12 protein-coding genes, 1 tRNA gene and 3 rRNA genes are annotated in these 17,125 nt (G+C 55.8%); 12 read left to right on the top strand and 4 right to left on the bottom strand.

The window, feature by feature from the left end:
• Positions 1-81: 81 nt before the first annotated feature.
• A complete protein-coding gene (locus D3Z90_RS22220) occupies positions 82-1,050 on the bottom strand; it encodes a FecR domain-containing protein (protein WP_136478050.1) in 969 nt (322 codons plus the stop codon).
• Positions 1,026-1,538: a sigma-70 family RNA polymerase sigma factor gene (locus D3Z90_RS22215; RefSeq protein WP_136478049.1), complete on the bottom strand. Its 513-nt coding sequence runs from the start codon at positions 1,536-1,538 to the stop codon at positions 1,026-1,028. Before D3Z90_RS22215 ends, D3Z90_RS22220 begins: the two co-directional genes overlap by 25 nt.
• Positions 1,539-2,045: 507 nt before the next feature.
• Between D3Z90_RS22215 and D3Z90_RS22205 the strand changes: the two genes are divergently transcribed.
• The 3 genes from D3Z90_RS22205 to rrf all read left to right on the top strand — a co-directional run bounded on the left by D3Z90_RS22205 (position 2,046) and on the right by rrf (position 7,042).
• Positions 2,046-3,582, top strand: a 16S ribosomal RNA gene (locus D3Z90_RS22205).
• A 315-nt stretch (positions 3,583-3,897) separates the two neighbouring features.
• A 23S ribosomal RNA gene (locus D3Z90_RS22200) occupies positions 3,898-6,788 on the top strand.
• A 138-nt stretch (positions 6,789-6,926) separates the two neighbouring features.
• Positions 6,927-7,042 (top strand): 5S ribosomal RNA (gene rrf / locus D3Z90_RS22195).
• The 16S, 23S and 5S rRNA genes sit together here, the layout of an rRNA operon.
• A 521-nt stretch (positions 7,043-7,563) precedes the next feature.
• Here rrf and D3Z90_RS22190 read toward each other — a convergent pair.
• A tRNA-Leu gene (locus tag D3Z90_RS22190) sits at positions 7,564-7,648 on the bottom strand.
• A gap of 108 nt (positions 7,649-7,756) precedes the next feature.
• On the opposite strand from D3Z90_RS22190, the gene queA reads away from it, so the two are divergent.
• The 6 genes from queA to D3Z90_RS22160 all read left to right on the top strand — a co-directional run bounded on the left by queA (position 7,757) and on the right by D3Z90_RS22160 (position 13,837).
• Positions 7,757-8,806: a tRNA preQ1(34) S-adenosylmethionine ribosyltransferase-isomerase QueA gene (gene queA / locus D3Z90_RS22185; RefSeq protein WP_136478048.1), complete on the top strand. Its 1,050-nt coding sequence runs from the start codon at positions 7,757-7,759 to the stop codon at positions 8,804-8,806.
• Between the two features lie 14 nt (positions 8,807-8,820).
• Entirely contained in the window at positions 8,821-9,936 is a 1,116-nt protein-coding gene (gene tgt / locus D3Z90_RS22180; RefSeq protein ID WP_168198526.1) for a tRNA guanosine(34) transglycosylase Tgt, read from the top strand.
• A gap of 46 nt (positions 9,937-9,982) precedes the next feature.
• On the top strand, positions 9,983-10,318 hold the full coding sequence (gene yajC, locus D3Z90_RS22175; RefSeq protein WP_010223473.1) for a preprotein translocase subunit YajC: 336 nt from the start codon (positions 9,983-9,985) through the stop codon (positions 10,316-10,318).
• A gap of 63 nt (positions 10,319-10,381) precedes the next feature.
• The gene (secD, locus tag D3Z90_RS22170) at positions 10,382-12,247 is read left to right on the top strand and encodes a protein translocase subunit SecD (protein WP_136478046.1); all 1,866 of its coding nucleotides are present in this window, start codon (positions 10,382-10,384) and stop codon (positions 12,245-12,247) included.
• Between the two features lie 9 nt (positions 12,248-12,256).
• Complete coding sequence (secF, locus tag D3Z90_RS22165; RefSeq protein ID WP_136478045.1) at positions 12,257-13,168, top strand: protein translocase subunit SecF; 912 nt, start codon at positions 12,257-12,259, stop codon at positions 13,166-13,168.
• Between the two features lie 120 nt (positions 13,169-13,288).
• Positions 13,289-13,837, top strand: coding sequence for a glycine zipper 2TM domain-containing protein (locus D3Z90_RS22160; RefSeq protein ID WP_136478044.1), 549 nt, complete (start codon positions 13,289-13,291; stop codon positions 13,835-13,837).
• Positions 13,838-13,921: 84 nt separating this feature from the next.
• On the opposite strand, the gene suhB is transcribed toward D3Z90_RS22160, so the two are convergent.
• Positions 13,922-14,740 carry an inositol-phosphate phosphatase gene (gene suhB, locus D3Z90_RS22155; protein ID WP_136478043.1) on the bottom strand — a complete coding sequence of 273 codons (819 nt, stop codon included), beginning with the start codon at positions 14,738-14,740 and terminating at the stop codon, positions 13,922-13,924.
• Between the two features lie 145 nt (positions 14,741-14,885).
• On the opposite strand from suhB, the gene trmJ reads away from it, so the two are divergent.
• From trmJ to iscR, 3 genes are all read left to right on the top strand, one after another.
• Entirely contained in the window at positions 14,886-15,659 is a 774-nt protein-coding gene (trmJ, locus tag D3Z90_RS22150) for a tRNA (cytosine(32)/uridine(32)-2'-O)-methyltransferase TrmJ (protein ID WP_136478042.1), read from the top strand.
• Positions 15,660-16,442, top strand: a complete 783-nt coding sequence (gene cysE / locus D3Z90_RS22145; RefSeq protein ID WP_136478041.1) for a serine O-acetyltransferase — start codon at positions 15,660-15,662, stop codon at positions 16,440-16,442.
• Positions 16,443-16,595: 153 nt separating this feature from the next.
• Positions 16,596-17,087, top strand: coding sequence for a Fe-S cluster assembly transcriptional regulator IscR (gene iscR, locus D3Z90_RS22140; RefSeq protein ID WP_136478040.1), 492 nt, complete (start codon positions 16,596-16,598; stop codon positions 17,085-17,087).
• Positions 17,088-17,125: the final 38 nt, after the last annotated feature.

The following is a 17,125-nucleotide window of genomic DNA, read 5'->3' as shown; positions in this document are numbered from 1 at the left end:
TTAACCGCTCTACTGATGAGCCGAACGAAAAAAGGAATCGGCAAGACGAGATTTATTGTTATTCGCAGGTAGGCGCGCCGACTATGCCTCGACCCGCACCCAATACCTGGAAAAGCGCCGCACTTTCACAGGGAGCGAAACCTGCAGGTTGGCCAGCACACCATCGATATCGTCCAGGCGGAAAGCGCCGGAGATGCGCAGATCGCCGACGTTATCGGCGCACCCGAGATATCCCCGGCGATAGCGAGCCAACTCGGCGACAAAGTCTGCCAGTCGCCAGTCCACGGCCACCAACAAACCTTGGCTCCAGGCGCTACTGCCGACAGGACTCGGGCGCAGCTTACCGAGCTGGGAAGTACCGAAGGTCAGCGCTTGCCCTTCTTCGACTCTTTGTACTTGAAGTGGGGCGTCCAGAGCGCGCACCTCTACTGCGTGCTTTTGCACCTCGACACTGCTGAAGCCCTGCTGCAGACGTACATCGAATCGAGTGCCCAGGGCCAGGATACGGCCGTGCGGCGTTTGTACCGACAACGGCCGAGTGGGGGCACGATCTGCTGCGGTGGTGACGAGGATTTCGCCGTGTCGCAGCAGAATCAATCGTTCCTCCAGGCTGTATGCGATGTCCACACGGGTATCGGTGTTCAACTCAAGGTTGCTGCCATCGGGCAGGGTCACGCGGCGTTGCTGGCCGGTGCCGGTGGCGAAATCCGCACTGTAGGGGGAGGCGCGGTAACCTGCAAAAGCCGTGGCGCCGGCGGCCAGCACCATCAGCATCTTCAGGCCCTGGCGTCGCTGCACGCCCATATGCGACAACACTGGCAAGGCCACATCGGGCGTTACACCGCGCAATTGCTGCTGGAGCTTTTCGATTCGCGCCCAGGCATTTGCGTGTCGGGGGTCAGCGCCAAGCCAGCGCTGCCAGGCCGTGCGCTGATCGCCGCTGACATCGGCGTCGTTGAGCGTCAGATACCACTGTACTGCCGCTTGCAAATGCTCCTTGGTCGGCGCATCGATATGTGCACCGCTCAATCGCCCATCAACAGAATGCATTGCATCAGCGCCTTTGCCAGATGGTTTTTCACTGTCGTAACCGATAGTCCCAACTGTTTGCCCACTTGCACGTAGCTAAGGCCTTCGAGCTGAACCAGCAGAAAGATTTTCCGAGTGCGTGCCCCAAGACCATCGAGCAATGCGTCGATGGCCATCAGCGACTCAATGATCAGGTGATGCGTTTCCGGTGATATCTGCAACGGTTCAGAGCGAGTGGCAAGTACGTCCAGATAAGCCCGTTCCAGGGTTTGACGTCGGGCCTTGTCTATCAATAGCCCGCGCGCAATGGTCGCCAGGTAATGCCGTGGCTCGCGCAAGAGGGGCGTGCTGCGCAGGGTCAGCATACGTATAAAGGTGTCTTGAGCCAGGTCCGCAGCATCGGCGCTATTGCCTATACGCGAACGTATCCAGCCTTTCAGCCAGCTATGATGCTCGCCGTACAGATGCTCGACATCCAGTGGTGTTGAAGCTTTGACCCCTGCGTCCATGATTGATCGCTGCAAATGATAATATGTCTCATTATTTGCGATGCTGCGCTTTAAGGCAATCGTAAGCGCTTGGTCAGCAGGGGCCAAAAGCAGTCAGTCAGTATCTATAGTGGCAACCCGGTGCTTTGATAAGGAAAAAGAATTTCCAGGCAGGGGTTGACCCGGTATTTGAATGCTGTATTATTCGCCTCCCGCTAACGAGCAGTTCGAAACTGCTTTTAGCTTAAGCGATTGAAGTTGAAAGAGAAATTCTGAAAAACTTCAAAATAAACGCTTGACACACTCTGAGGAAAGCGTAGAATGCGCGCCTCGGTTGAAGCGAAAGACTTCAACCAACGCTCTTTAACAATCGAATCAAGCAATTCGTGTGGGTGCTTGTGACTCAGACTGATAGTCAAAAAGATTATCAGCATCACAAGTGACTGCACGAGAAGTCGAAAGACTTCGAATTAGTCATTTGAGATTGCTGAGCCAAGTTTAGGGTTTTCTCAAAACCCAAGCAGTATTGAACTGAAGAGTTTGATCATGGCTCAGATTGAACGCTGGCGGCAGGCCTAACACATGCAAGTCGAGCGGATGACGGGAGCTTGCTCCTTGATTCAGCGGCGGACGGGTGAGTAATACCTAGGAATCTGCCTGGTAGTGGGGGACAACGTTTCGAAAGGAACGCTAATACCGCATACGTCCTACGGGAGAAAGCAGGGGACCTTCGGGCCTTGCGCTATCAGATGAGCCTAGGTCGGATTAGCTAGTTGGTGAGGTAATGGCTCACCAAGGCGACGATCCGTAACTGGTCTGAGAGGATGATCAGTCACACTGGAACTGAGACACGGTCCAGACTCCTACGGGAGGCAGCAGTGGGGAATATTGGACAATGGGCGAAAGCCTGATCCAGCCATGCCGCGTGTGTGAAGAAGGTCTTCGGATTGTAAAGCACTTTAAGTTGGGAGGAAGGGCATTAACCTAATACGTTAGTGTTTTGACGTTACCGACAGAATAAGCACCGGCTAACTCTGTGCCAGCAGCCGCGGTAATACAGAGGGTGCAAGCGTTAATCGGAATTACTGGGCGTAAAGCGCGCGTAGGTGGTTCGTTAAGTTGGATGTGAAATCCCCGGGCTCAACCTGGGAACTGCATCCAAAACTGGCGAGCTAGAGTAGGGCAGAGGGTGGTGGAATTTCCTGTGTAGCGGTGAAATGCGTAGATATAGGAAGGAACACCAGTGGCGAAGGCGACCACCTGGGCTCATACTGACACTGAGGTGCGAAAGCGTGGGGAGCAAACAGGATTAGATACCCTGGTAGTCCACGCCGTAAACGATGTCAACTAGCCGTTGGAATCCTTGAGATTTTAGTGGCGCAGCTAACGCATTAAGTTGACCGCCTGGGGAGTACGGCCGCAAGGTTAAAACTCAAATGAATTGACGGGGGCCCGCACAAGCGGTGGAGCATGTGGTTTAATTCGAAGCAACGCGAAGAACCTTACCAGGCCTTGACATCCAATGAACTTTCCAGAGATGGATTGGTGCCTTCGGGAACATTGAGACAGGTGCTGCATGGCTGTCGTCAGCTCGTGTCGTGAGATGTTGGGTTAAGTCCCGTAACGAGCGCAACCCTTGTCCTTAGTTACCAGCACGTAATGGTGGGCACTCTAAGGAGACTGCCGGTGACAAACCGGAGGAAGGTGGGGATGACGTCAAGTCATCATGGCCCTTACGGCCTGGGCTACACACGTGCTACAATGGTCGGTACAGAGGGTTGCCAAGCCGCGAGGTGGAGCTAATCTCACAAAACCGATCGTAGTCCGGATCGCAGTCTGCAACTCGACTGCGTGAAGTCGGAATCGCTAGTAATCGCGAATCAGAATGTCGCGGTGAATACGTTCCCGGGCCTTGTACACACCGCCCGTCACACCATGGGAGTGGGTTGCACCAGAAGTAGCTAGTCTAACCTTCGGGAGGACGGTTACCACGGTGTGATTCATGACTGGGGTGAAGTCGTAACAAGGTAGCCGTAGGGGAACCTGCGGCTGGATCACCTCCTTAATCGACGACATCAGCTGTTTCATAAGCTCCCACACGAATTGCTTGATTCATTGAAAAGACGATAAGTTGCTCCTTATGGAGTAACTGTATTTTCATGTCAAAGCTTAGAAATGAATATTCGGGTCGAATATTGATTTCTGAACTTTTTCAGAATCGTTCTTTAAAAATTTGGGTATGTGATAGAAAGATAGACTGGATAGCACTTTCACTGGTGTTGTTCAGGCTAAGGTAAAATTTGTGAGTGACTCTTAAGAGTTTTGCGAATTTTCGGCGAATGTCGTCTTCACAGTATAACCAGATTGCTTGGGGTTATATGGTCAAGTGAAGAAGCGCATACGGTGGATGCCTTGGCAGTCAGAGGCGATGAAAGACGTGGTAGCCTGCGATAAGCTTCGGGGAGTCGGCAAACAGACTTTGATCCGGAGATCTCTGAATGGGGGAACCCACTCAGCATAAGCTGGGTATCTTGTACTGAATACATAGGTGCAAGAGGCGAACCAGGGGAACTGAAACATCTAAGTACCCTGAGGAAAAGAAATCAACCGAGATTCCCTTAGTAGTGGCGAGCGAACGGGGACTAGCCCTTAAGTGGCTTTGAGATTAGCGGAACGCTCTGGAAAGTGCGGCCATAGTGGGTGATAGCCCTGTACGCGAAAATCTCTTAGTCATGAAATCGAGTAGGACGGAGCACGAGAAACTTTGTCTGAATATGGGGGGACCATCCTCCAAGGCTAAATACTACTGACTGACCGATAGTGAACCAGTACCGTGAGGGAAAGGCGAAAAGAACCCCGGAGAGGGGAGTGAAATAGATCCTGAAACCGTATGCGTACAAGCAGTGGGAGCCTACTTTGTTAGGTGACTGCGTACCTTTTGTATAATGGGTCAGCGACTTATATTCAGTGGCGAGCTTAACCGAATAGGGGAGGCGTAGCGAAAGCGAGTGTTAATAGCGCGTTTAGTCGCTGGGTATAGACCCGAAACCGGGCGATCTATCCATGGGCAGGTTGAAGGTTAGGTAACACTGACTGGAGGACCGAACCGACTACCGTTGAAAAGTTAGCGGATGACCTGTGGATCGGAGTGAAAGGCTAATCAAGCTCGGAGATAGCTGGTTCTCCTCGAAAGCTATTTAGGTAGCGCCTCATGTATCACTGTAGGGGGTAGAGCACTGTTTCGGCTAGGGGGTCATCCCGACTTACCAAACCGATGCAAACTCCGAATACCTACAAGTGCCGAGCATGGGAGACACACGGCGGGTGCTAACGTCCGTCGTGAAAAGGGAAACAACCCAGACCGTCAGCTAAGGTCCCAAAGTTATGGTTAAGTGGGAAACGATGTGGGAAGGCTTAGACAGCTAGGAGGTTGGCTTAGAAGCAGCCACCCTTTAAAGAAAGCGTAATAGCTCACTAGTCGAGTCGGCCTGCGCGGAAGATGTAACGGGGCTCAAACCATACACCGAAGCTACGGGTGTCACTTAGGTGACGCGGTAGAGGAGCGTTCTGTAAGCCTGTGAAGGTGAGTTGAGAAGCTTGCTGGAGGTATCAGAAGTGCGAATGCTGACATGAGTAACGACAATGGGAGTGAAAAACTCCCACGCCGAAAGACCAAGGTTTCCTGCGCAACGTTAATCGACGCAGGGTTAGTCGGTCCCTAAGGCGAGGCTGAAAAGCGTAGTCGATGGAAAACAGGTTAATATTCCTGTACTTCTAGTTATTGCGATGGAGGGACGGAGAAGGCTAGGCCAGCTTGGCGTTGGTTGTCCAAGTTTAAGGTGGTAGGCTGAGATCTTAGGTAAATCCGGGATCTTAAGGCCGAGAGCTGATGACGAGTTGCCTTTAGGCGACGAAGTGGTTGATGCCATGCTTCCAAGAAAAGCTTCTAAGCTTCAGATAACTAGGAACCGTACCCCAAACCGACACAGGTGGTTGGGTAGAGAATACCAAGGCGCTTGAGAGAACTCGGGTGAAGGAACTAGGCAAAATGGCACCGTAACTTCGGGAGAAGGTGCGCCGGTGAGGGTGAAGGACTTGCTCCGTAAGCTCATGCCGGTCGAAGATACCAGGCCGCTGCGACTGTTTATTAAAAACACAGCACTCTGCAAACACGAAAGTGGACGTATAGGGTGTGACGCCTGCCCGGTGCCGGAAGGTTAATTGATGGGGTTAGCTAACGCGAAGCTCTTGATCGAAGCCCCGGTAAACGGCGGCCGTAACTATAACGGTCCTAAGGTAGCGAAATTCCTTGTCGGGTAAGTTCCGACCTGCACGAATGGCGTAACGATGGCGGCGCTGTCTCCACCCGAGACTCAGTGAAATTGAAATCGCTGTGAAGATGCAGTGTATCCGCGGCTAGACGGAAAGACCCCGTGAACCTTTACTATAGCTTTGCACTGGACTTTGAATTTGCTTGTGTAGGATAGGTGGGAGGCTTTGAAGCGTGGACGCCAGTTCGCGTGGAGCCAATCTTGAAATACCACCCTGGCAACTTTGAGGTTCTAACTCAGGTCCGTCATCCGGATCGAGGACAGTGTATGGTGGGTAGTTTGACTGGGGCGGTCTCCTCCTAAAGAGTAACGGAGGAGTACGAAGGTGCGCTCAGACCGGTCGGAAATCGGTCGTAGAGTATAAAGGCAAAAGCGCGCTTGACTGCGAGACAGACACGTCGAGCAGGTACGAAAGTAGGTCTTAGTGATCCGGTGGTTCTGTATGGAAGGGCCATCGCTCAACGGATAAAAGGTACTCCGGGGATAACAGGCTGATACCGCCCAAGAGTTCATATCGACGGCGGTGTTTGGCACCTCGATGTCGGCTCATCACATCCTGGGGCTGAAGCCGGTCCCAAGGGTATGGCTGTTCGCCATTTAAAGTGGTACGCGAGCTGGGTTTAGAACGTCGTGAGACAGTTCGGTCCCTATCTGCCGTGGACGTTTGAGATTTGAGAGGGGCTGCTCCTAGTACGAGAGGACCGGAGTGGACGAACCTCTGGTGTTCCGGTTGTCACGCCAGTGGCATTGCCGGGTAGCTATGTTCGGGAGAGATAACCGCTGAAAGCATCTAAGCGGGAAACTTGCCTCAAGATGAGATCTCACTGGAGCCTTGAGCTCCCTGAAGGGCCGTCGAAGACTACGACGTTGATAGGTTGGGTGTGTAAGCGCTGTGAGGCGTTGAGCTAACCAATACTAATTGCCCGTGAGGCTTGACCATATAACACCCAAGCAATTTGCGTCGAATGACCAGATTGCGGTGTTGTGAAGACGAAACGAACCGAAAGTTTGCAGCTCACAAGCATCACATACCCGATTCGCTGGAGTGTCTGAACAAGACCTTCTGGCAACAGAATTTCTTGACGACCATAGAGCATTGGAACCACCTGATCCCATCCCGAACTCAGTAGTGAAACGATGCATCGCCGATGGTAGTGTGGGGTTTCCCCATGTGAGAGTAGGTCATCGTCAAGATTAAATTCCGAAACCCCTATCTGCACACGCAGGTAGGGGTTTTGTCTTTTCCGCCATCGCACACCTCGCCGCTGTGGTAGCGAGCGTGCCCGGCGATACCATCCCTTCCAGCAAATCGATGGCAAAAAAACACCCCGTAGGGTGGTCTTGGACATCTGTATGCTTACACAAAAGCCTGTGGCGCTACGCCGCAAGACACCCCTCATGCGCCAGCCATAGCGCTGTAACGCTCCTGGAGCTTCTCCCGCGGGGTCTGGCTACTTTGCGTAGCTTTCTCTGACAGCGCTCTTCCAGCGTTCAGCTGGAGGGTTCTAGGCACTGCTTAAAATCGATTTCATCCATCGTGGCCCACGGCATTACGCCGGGTCGGCTTGTCACCATCTGCGATGGTTTGTTTACCACAAGGTTGGGGGTCATCGGCTTGCGAGGAGGGGGGGGCAAACCCCAGAGACTAAAAAGCCCGCAGTTAGCGGGCTTTAGAGATGTTACCTAGACGCTGGTAGTCGTCTATGTACTGCAGATGGTGCCCCGAGGGAGACTCGAACTCCCACTCCTTTCGAAAACGGATTTTGAATCCGCCGCGTCTACCAATTCCGCCATCAGGGCTTGTGGCGGCGAAGTATAGAGAGGTCATTACCGTTGGTCAATCAGCTTTCATGGTTAATTTTTGTCTTTTCGGCTAAACTTTGCGGCCCTGTCAAACCGAACACCATCATGCGCGTTGCTGATTTTTCCTTTGAGCTTCCTGATTCCCTGATTGCTCGCCATCCCTTGGCGCAGCGCCACAGTAGCCGACTGTTGACCCTGGATGGTCCGAGCGGGGCTCTGGCTCATCGCCAGTTCACCGATTTGCTCGAGCATCTGCGTCCGGGCGACCTGATGGTGTTCAACAATACCCGGGTAATTCCTGCGCGGCTATTTGGCCAGAAGGCCAGCGGCGGCAAGCTGGAGATTCTGATCGAGCGGGTGTTGGACAGTCATCGAGTGCTGGCCCACGTGCGTTCGAGCAAGTCGCCCAAGCCAGGCACACAGATTCTTGTCGATGGCGGTGGCGAGGCCGAGATGGTGGCTCGTCACGACACCTTGTTCGAGCTGCGATTTGCCGAAGAGGTGTTGCCGCTGCTCGATCGCGTCGGCCACATGCCGCTGCCTCCTTATATAGATCGTCCAGATGAGGGCGCTGACCGTGAGCGCTATCAGACGGTGTATGCCGAGCGCGCTGGTGCCGTTGCCGCGCCGACTGCAGGGCTGCACTTCGACGAAGAACTGATGGCCAAGATTGCTGCCAAGGGCGTGGAAACCGCCTTTGTCACTCTGCACGTCGGCGCGGGTACCTTCCAGCCTGTGCGTGTCGAGCGCATCGAAGACCACCACATGCATAAAGAGTGGCTGGAAGTGGGTCAGGACGTGGTCGACGCCGTGGCCGCTTGCCGTGCGCGTGGCGGTCGGGTAATTGCCGTGGGCACCACCAGCGTGCGTTCGCTGGAAAGTGCTGCCCGCGACGGCGTGCTCAAGCCGTTCAGTGGTGACACCGACATCTTCATTTTCCCAGGCCGCCCCTTTCACGTAGTCGATGCCCTGGTTACCAACTTTCATTTGCCTGAATCCACGCTGTTGATGCTGGTTTCGGCATTCGCCGGCTACCCCGAGACCATGGCTGCCTATGCCGCGGCGGTTGAAAACGGGTACCGCTTCTTCAGTTACGGTGATGCCATGTTCATCACCCGCAATCCGGCGCCGCGCGGCCCCGAGGATCAAGCATGAGTCGCACCTGTCGTATGTCCTTCGAATTGCTGGCCACCGACGGCAAGGCCCGTCGTGGCCGCCTGACGTTCCCCCGTGGTGTGGTCGAAACCCCGGCGTTCATGCCGGTAGGCACCTACGGTACGGTCAAGGGCATGTTGCCGCGTGATATCGAGGCCATCGGTGCGCAGATGATCCTGGGTAATACCTTTCACCTGTGGCTGCGACCAGGCACCGAGGTAATCAAGGCGCACGGCGACCTGCACGACTTCATGAAGTGGCAAGGTCCGATTCTCACTGACTCCGGTGGCTTCCAGGTGTTCAGCCTGGGCGCAATGCGCAAGATCAAGGAGGAGGGCGTCACCTTCGCCTCGCCGGTCGACGGTTCCAAAGTGTTCATGGGTCCGGAAGAGTCGATGCAGGTTCAGCGTGACCTGGGCTCTGACGTGGTAATGATCTTCGACGAGTGCACCCCGTATCCGGCCGATGAAGATGTCGCGCGCATTTCCATGGAGTTGTCGCTGCGCTGGGCACAGCGTTCGAAGAATGCGCATGGTGACAACACTGCAGCGCTGTTCGGCATCGTCCAGGGTGGCATGCACCATGACCTGCGCATGCGCTCGCTCGAAGGCCTGGACAAGATCGGCTTCGATGGCCTTGCCATTGGCGGTCTGTCGGTAGGTGAGCCCAAGCACGAGATGATCAAGGTGCTGGATTACCTGCCAGGCCAGATGCCGGCTGACAAACCTCGTTACCTTATGGGGGTAGGCAAGCCGGAAGATCTCGTTGAGGGTGTGCGCCGCGGCGTCGACATGTTCGATTGCGTGATGCCTACGCGTAACGCGCGTAACGGTCATCTGTTTATCGATACCGGCGTACTAAAAATCCGTAACGCGTTCCATCGTCATGATGATTCGCCTCTGGATCCGACCTGTGACTGCTACACCTGCCAGAACTTCTCCCGTGCTTATCTGCATCACTTGGATAAGTGCGGCGAAATGTTGGGCAGCATGTTGAATACGATCCACAACTTGCGCCATTACCAGCGCTTGATGGCTGGTTTACGCGAGGCTATTCAACAAGGTACATTGGCCGCCTTTGTCGATGCCTTTTACGCTAAGCGCGGGCTTCCTGTGCCGCCCTTGGACTGATGTTTTGTCGATCCCTAACAAGTACTGATTGCAACTGGAGTGCTAAATGAGCTTTCTGATCCCCGCCGCTTACGCGGACGCCGCCGCCCCTGCCGCCGGTCCAGCCGGAACCGGTTTCGAGTGGATTTTCCTGGTCGGTTTCCTGGTTATCTTCTACCTGATGATCTGGCGCCCACAGGCCAAACGTGCCAAAGAGCAGAAGAACCTGCTGAGCAACCTGCAAAAAGGTGATGAAGTTGTCACCAACGGCGGCATCGCTGGCAAGATTGTCAAAGTTGCCGATGACTTCGTGGTACTGGAAGTTTCCGACAACGTTGAACTGAAGTTCCAGAAGGGCGCCGTTGCCGCGACCCTGCCAAAAGGTACGCTCAAAGCGATCTAAGTTTCAGTTTTTTTCCAATCGACGGGGCGCGCAAGGCGCCCCGCGTCTTGAACGGGCGGCGTGATGCTGAACAAATACCCTCTGTGGAAATACGCACTGATCCTGGTGGTACTGGCGATCGGTTTTATTTATTCCGCTCCCAACCTCTATCCTGATGATCCGGCCGTACAGGTCAGTGGTGCCAGCACGGCGTTGCAGGTCACTCAGGCGGATCTGGATCGCGCGAGCAAAGCGCTCGTCGATGCCGGTATCCAGGTCAAGGCCGCAAGCCTGGGCGAGAAAGGCAAGGGCGCACTGTTGCGTCTGACCAAGCAGGAAGATCAACTTCCAGCCAAGGATGTAGTGCGCAAGGCACTGGGCGACGACTATGTTGTAGCTCTGAACCTGGCTCCGACCACCCCGCAATGGCTGCGTAATCTGGGTGCGAGCCCGATGAAGCTGGGTCTGGACCTTTCTGGTGGTGTGCACTTCCTGCTTGAAGTGGACATGGACAAGGCCATGTCGGCCCGCCTGAAAGTCTACGAAGGTGAAGTCAAAAGCCTGCTGCGCAAAGAGCGCGTGCGCTATCGCAGCCTGCCGCAACTTGATGGCGGTATTCAGCTGGGCTTCTCCGATGATGCGTCCCGCGAGCAGGCCCGTAGCCTGATCCGCAAGAATTTCAATGATTTCGAGTTGACCACCACCGAGCGTAATGGCCTGTCGGTGCTGCGTCTGGCGATTACCCCGGCCAAGGTCGCGGAAATCCGTGAATACTCGATCAAGCAGAACTTGACCACGGTACGTAACCGCGTCAACGAGCTGGGCGTCGCCGAGCCACTGGTACAGCGTCAGGGTGCAAACCGCATTGTGGTTGAGCTGCCAGGCGTGCAGGACACTGCCGAAGCCAAACGTATTCTCGGCAAGACCGCTAACCTCGAGTTCCGTCTGGGTGCTGAGCCGGGCGCTTCGAAAGCGACCACCGAAACCTTCGAATTCCGCGAAGGTGGTCGTTCTGCAGCGGTCGAGCGTGGCCTGATCATCACGGGTGACCAGGTTACCGATGCTCAAGCCAGCTTCGATGAGCAGGGGCGTCCGCAGGTGAACATCCGTCTGGATGGTCATGGCGGTGAACTGATGAGCCGCGCAACTCGCAGCAACGTCGGTCGCAGCATGGCGGTGATCTTCATCGAGCAGCGTCCTACCACGCGCTACGTGAAGCAGATGGTCGATGGTGTTGAAAAAGACGTTCCTGTCCAGACCTTCACCGAAGAGAAGAAAATCATCAGCCTGGCAACGATTCAGTCGCCACTGGGCAGTCAATTCCGCATCACCGGCCTCAATGGCCAGGGCGAGTCGTCGGAACTGGCCCTGCTGCTGCGTGCCGGTGGCCTGGCTGCTCCGATGTACTTCGCTGAAGAGCGCACCATTGGTCCTAGCCTGGGTGCCGACAACATCACCAAGGGTATCGATGCATCCTTGTGGGGCATGCTGTTCGTGTCGCTGTTCATCATGGCTATCTACCGCTTCTTCGGTCTGATCGCCACCATCGCCCTGGCCGGTAACATGGTCATGCTGCTGGCATTGATGTCTCTGCTGGGTGCAACCCTGACCTTGCCAGGTATCGCCGGTATCGTTCTGACCATGGGTATGGCGGTCGATGCCAACGTACTTATCTTCTCGCGTATTCGAGAGGAACTTGCCAATGGCATGTCGGTGCAGCGCGCCATCCACGAAGGCTTCAACCGTGCCTATACAGCGATTGTCGACGCCAACCTGACCACCTTGCTGGTCGGCGGCATCCTCTTCGCCATGGGTACCGGTCCGGTCAAGGGCTTCGCGGTTACCATGTCCCTCGGGATTTTCACCTCGATGTTCACGGCCGTTATGGTTACCCGTGCAATGGTCAACCTGACCTGCGGTGGGCGTGATATCAAGAAGCTGTGGGTTTAAGGGGCTGCCATGTTACGTACCATTAACTTCATGGGTGTGCGCAACGTTGCGTTCGGCATCACCCTGCTTCTTACGGTTCTGGCGCTGTTCAGCTGGTTCTATAAAGGTCTCAACTTCGGTTTGGACTTCACCGGCGGTACGCTCATCGAGCTGACCTACGAGCGTCCAGCCAACCTCGGCGAGGTTCGCGAAGAACTCGGCAAGGCTGGCTTCCACGACGCTGTGGTGCAGAGCTTCGGTGCCACCACGGACCTGCTTGTGCGTATGCCAGGTGATGATCCGCTGTTGGGTAACCGTGTTGCCGAGGCGCTGAAGAAGGTCAATACCGACAACCCAGCTGTAGTCAAGCGTGTCGAATTCGTGGGTCCGCAAGTGGGTGAGGAGCTGCGCGACCAGGGTGGCCTGGGTATGCTTCTGGCCCTTGGTGGCATCATGATCTACCTGGCATTCCGCTTTCAGTGGAAATTTGCCTTGGGCGCGATTCTGTCGCTGATCCACGACGTGGTGGTGACGATGGGGATTCTGTCGTTCTTCCAGATCACCTTTGACCTGACAGTGCTGGCAGCGGTACTGGCGATCATCGGTTACTCGCTCAACGACACCATCGTTGTATTCGACCGGGTGCGCGAGAACTTCCGTGTACTGCGCAAGACTTCGCTGATCGACAACATCAACATTTCGACCACTCAGACCCTGTTGCGTACGGTCGCAACGTCGATCTCGACCTTGTTGGCTATCGCTGCGCTGCTGTTCTTCGGCGGCGACAATCTGTGGGGTTTCTCGCTGGCACTGTTCATTGGTGTAATGGCGGGTACCTACTCGTCGATCTATATCGCCAACGTCGTGCTGATCTGGCTGAACCTGAGCAGTGAAGACCTGATTCCTGCCGTCAAGGCTGAGGGTGTAGACGACCGTCCATAACGACGTCTCCTACACTGTTCGTCTTAGAAGAAGGCGCGAGTATTGAACTCGCGCCTTTTTTTATGCTCCAAGGCAAGGAGAAAGCGGGCAATGTCCCGTAGGTACGATCAGGAGGTTCACGTGAACAAGTCAATGTTGGTGGGTGCGGTTCTGGGTGCGGTCGGTGTGACTGCCGGAGGTGCTGTAGCCACCTACAGCCTGGTCAAGGGTGGGCCGGAATATGCCGAGGTGTTGGCAGTGCAGCCGGTCAAGCAGACCGTCAAGACTCCGCGAGAGGTGTGCAAGGACGTCACCGTTACACGTCAGGCGCCGGTGAAGGATCAGCATCAGATTGCTGGCACCGTGCTGGGTGCTGTAGCGGGTGGTCTGCTGGGTAACCAGGTTGGCGGTGGTACCGGTAAGAAGATTGCGACGGTAGCAGGTGCTGTTGGTGGCGGTTATGCCGGTAACAAGGTGCAGGAAGGTATGCAGGAGCGTGATACCTACACCACTACGCAAACTCGCTGCAATACGGTCAATGACTTGAGCGAGAAAGTGGTTGGTTATGACGTGAAGTATTCGATTGGAGACAAGGTTGGCAAGGTGCGTATGGACCGTGACCCTGGCTCGCAAATCCCGTTGGATAAAGAAGGCAAGCTGATGTTGAGTGAAGCCCAGCCGGGTCAATAATCACTCGCTGCCAAGGTAAGGGGTGTGGATAAGTCCTCGCCCAAAAAAAGCCCCGAATAACGGGGCTTTTTTTTGGAGCTTGTCTTAGCGCTTGATCGAGGCCGGCAGATGCGGCTGGATAGCGGTCAGAACTGCCTTGAAGCACTTGATGTTGCCAGCAACGATGTGGCCTTTCTCGAGGAAGTCGTGACCACCGGTGAAGTCGCTCACCAGGCCGCCAGCTTCCTGGATCAGCAGCGCGCCTGCAGCCATGTCGTATTCCGACAGGCCCGACTCCCAGAAGGCATCGAAGCGACCTGCGGCCACGTAGGCGAGGTCGAGGCTTGCGGCGCCAGCGCGGCGGATGCCGGCGGTCTGGCCGACCAGGGCGCGGAACATGCCCAGGTAGTTATCCAGGTCAGCCATTTGGTTGTCGCGGAACGGGAAGCCGGTACCCAGCAGGGCGCCTTCCAGGCTGGTGCGAGAGCTTACACGCAGGCGACGGCCGTTGAGTTGCGCGCCGCGGCCACGGCTGGCGGTGAACTCTTCCTGGCGGACAGGATCCAGTACAACGGCGTGCTCGAGGCGGCCGCGGTATTTGCAGGCGATGCTGACAGCAAAGTGCGGAACGCCACGCAGGAAGTTGGTAGTACCGTCCAGTGGGTCGATGATCCACAGGTAGTCCTTGCCTTCTTCGCCGCTACCAGCGTGCAGGCCGGTTTCTTCACCGTAGATGGAGTGGTTCGGGTATGCCTTGCGCAGGGCATTGATGATGCTCTGCTCAGCCGCGCGATCGACTTCCGAGACGTAATCCTTGGCGTCTTTTTCATCAACCTTGATGGTATCCAGGCGCTCGATGGAGCGGAAAATCAATTCACTGGCGCTGCGGGCGGCGCGCAGCGCGATATTCAGCATGGGCTGCATGGACGTTTCACCTGGGTCGTTAAAGAAAGCCGAACATTCTAACAGAAAACTCTGCGCACAGAAGAGCGACATTTGCTTTCGTAGCGTAAAGTCGGTGCGTTCTGTAAGATTTGCTCCTTCTTTTCCGTGTCTGTGAGCGCTCGCCTTGCTGCAAAATATTCGTGTTGTTCTGGTCAATACCAGCCACCCCGGCAATATCGGCGGCGCTGCGCGTGCCATGAAAAACATGGGCTTGTCGCGTCTGGTGCTGGTCGATCCACAGGATTTCCCTTCCCATGAGGCCGATGCCCGTGCGTCGGGTGCCGATGATGTACTCGGCGGTGCCCAAGTGGTTGCCACCCTTGAGCAAGCGTTGGTCGGTTGCAACCTGGTGTTTGGCACCAGTGCGCGAGAGCGACGCATTCCCTGGCCGTTGGTCGATCCGCGCGAATGCGGGGCCAAGGTCATCGAACATGCTGGCGAGGGTGAGGAGATCGCCCTGGTGTTTGGTCGTGAATATGCCGGTCTGACCAATGAAGAGCTGCAGCGCTGCCATTTCCATGTGCACATTCCCTCCAATCCCGACTTCAGTTCGCTGAATCTGGCGGCGGCAGTGCAAGTGCTGGCCTATGAGGTGCGCATGGCCTGGCTCGCCGCTGAAGGCCAGCCATCGAAAGTCGAAAAATTCGAAGTAACTTCGGTGCGCAGCAGTGAATTGGCGACCATGGATGAAATGGAGCTGTTCTACGAGCACCTGGAAAAGACCCTGGTCGATATCGGTTTCCTGGATCCAGAGAAGCCCAAGCACCTGATGCCGCGGTTGCGTCGGCTGTATGGGCGTAGCTCAGTCAATCGTTCAGAAATGAGTATTTTGCGCGGCATTCTTACGGAGACCCAGAAAGTGGCCCGTGGCGAGCCGCATAAGCGCAAGGATCAGTAAATGTTCGAGCGTCTGCGTGAGGATATCCAGAGCGTCTTCCACCGCGATCCGGCGGCGCGCAATGCCTTTGAAGTGCTGACCTGCTACCCGGGTATGCATGCGATCTGGCTGCATCGGGCGGCGCATGCGCTATGGAAGCGTGACTGGAAGTGGCTGGCACGGCTGGTGTCGAATTTCGGCCGCTGGATGACTGGTATCGAGATTCACCCGGGTGCCAAGGTCGGTCGGCGCTTCTTCATAGATCACGGTATGGGCATCGTGATCGGTGAAACGGCCGAGATCGGTGACGACGTCACTCTGTACCAGGGCGTGACCCTTGGCGGCACCAGTTGGAACAAAGGTAAGCGCCACCCGACGTTGGAAGATGGTGTTGTAGTGGGGGCAGGCGCCAAGGTGCTGGGTCCGTTTACCGTGGGCGCTGGGGCCAAGATCGGTTCCAACGCCGTGGTTACCAAGGCGGTACCGGCAGGTGCTACAGCCGTCGGTATTCCGGGACGAATCATCGTCAAGACCGACGCTGAGGTCGAAGCCAAGCGCAAGGCAATGGCCGAAAAGATCGGTTTCGATGCCTACGGCGTCAGCGAAGACATGCCCGACCCGGTCGCGCGCGCCATTGGTCAGCTTCTCGATCATCTGCAGGCAGTGGACGGCAAGCTGGAAGACATGTGCGGCGCGTTGAAAAATCTTGGCAGTGACTACTGCGCCAAGGACTTGCCGGTATTGCGCGAAGAAGATTTTGCCCAGATCAAGGACGAAGCCCGCAGCGACGCGTCGGCTCATTGATAGAAGGGGCGTGCGCACGCGCCCCTTAGTTTGCTATCATTCGGCCGCCCTCTTGCGGCAAACCCGACTAAAGCACTAGGTCTTATAGTTGACTTAAATGCTCGGGAATTGCATACTCGCTCCCATCCCGTAACCCCGTGGTACCTACTAGCCATGCGACTGACTACAAAAGGCCGATACGCCGTGACCGCCATGCTCGACCTGGCGTTGCACGCGCAGCATGGGCCGGTGTCTCTGGCCGACATTTCCGAGCGCCAAGGCATCTCCTTATCTTATCTGGAGCAGCTGTTTGCAAAGCTGCGCCGCAGCAGTCTGGTTTCCAGTGTGCGCGGCCCTGGCGGCGGCTACCAACTGTCGCGAAGCATGGAGAGCATTCAGGTTGTCCAGGTTATCGACGCGGTCAATGAATCGGTCGATGCAACACGCTGTCAAGGCCTGGGCGATTGTCACGCCGGTGATACCTGCCTGACCCATCATCTGTGGTGTGACCTGAGCCAGCAGATTCACGAGTTTCTCAGCGGCATTAGCCTGGCTGACCTTGTTACTCGCCGTGAGGTACAAGAAGTCGCCCAGCGCCAGGATCTGCGTCGTATTGCAGGCCGGGCTCCGCAGCTGGACAAGATTGAGACGTCAGCCGTCGAATGACCGTTTCGACGCGCGGCGCGACCGCCTGATAGGAGATA

Origin of the sequence: Pseudomonas sp. DG56-2, assembly GCF_004803755.1 — a bacterium.
Taxonomy (GTDB): Bacteria; Pseudomonadota; Gammaproteobacteria; order Pseudomonadales; family Pseudomonadaceae; genus Aquipseudomonas; species Aquipseudomonas auratipiscis.
Note: the sequence above shows the minus strand (reverse complement) of the source record. Positions and strands in the feature narration are given on the sequence as shown.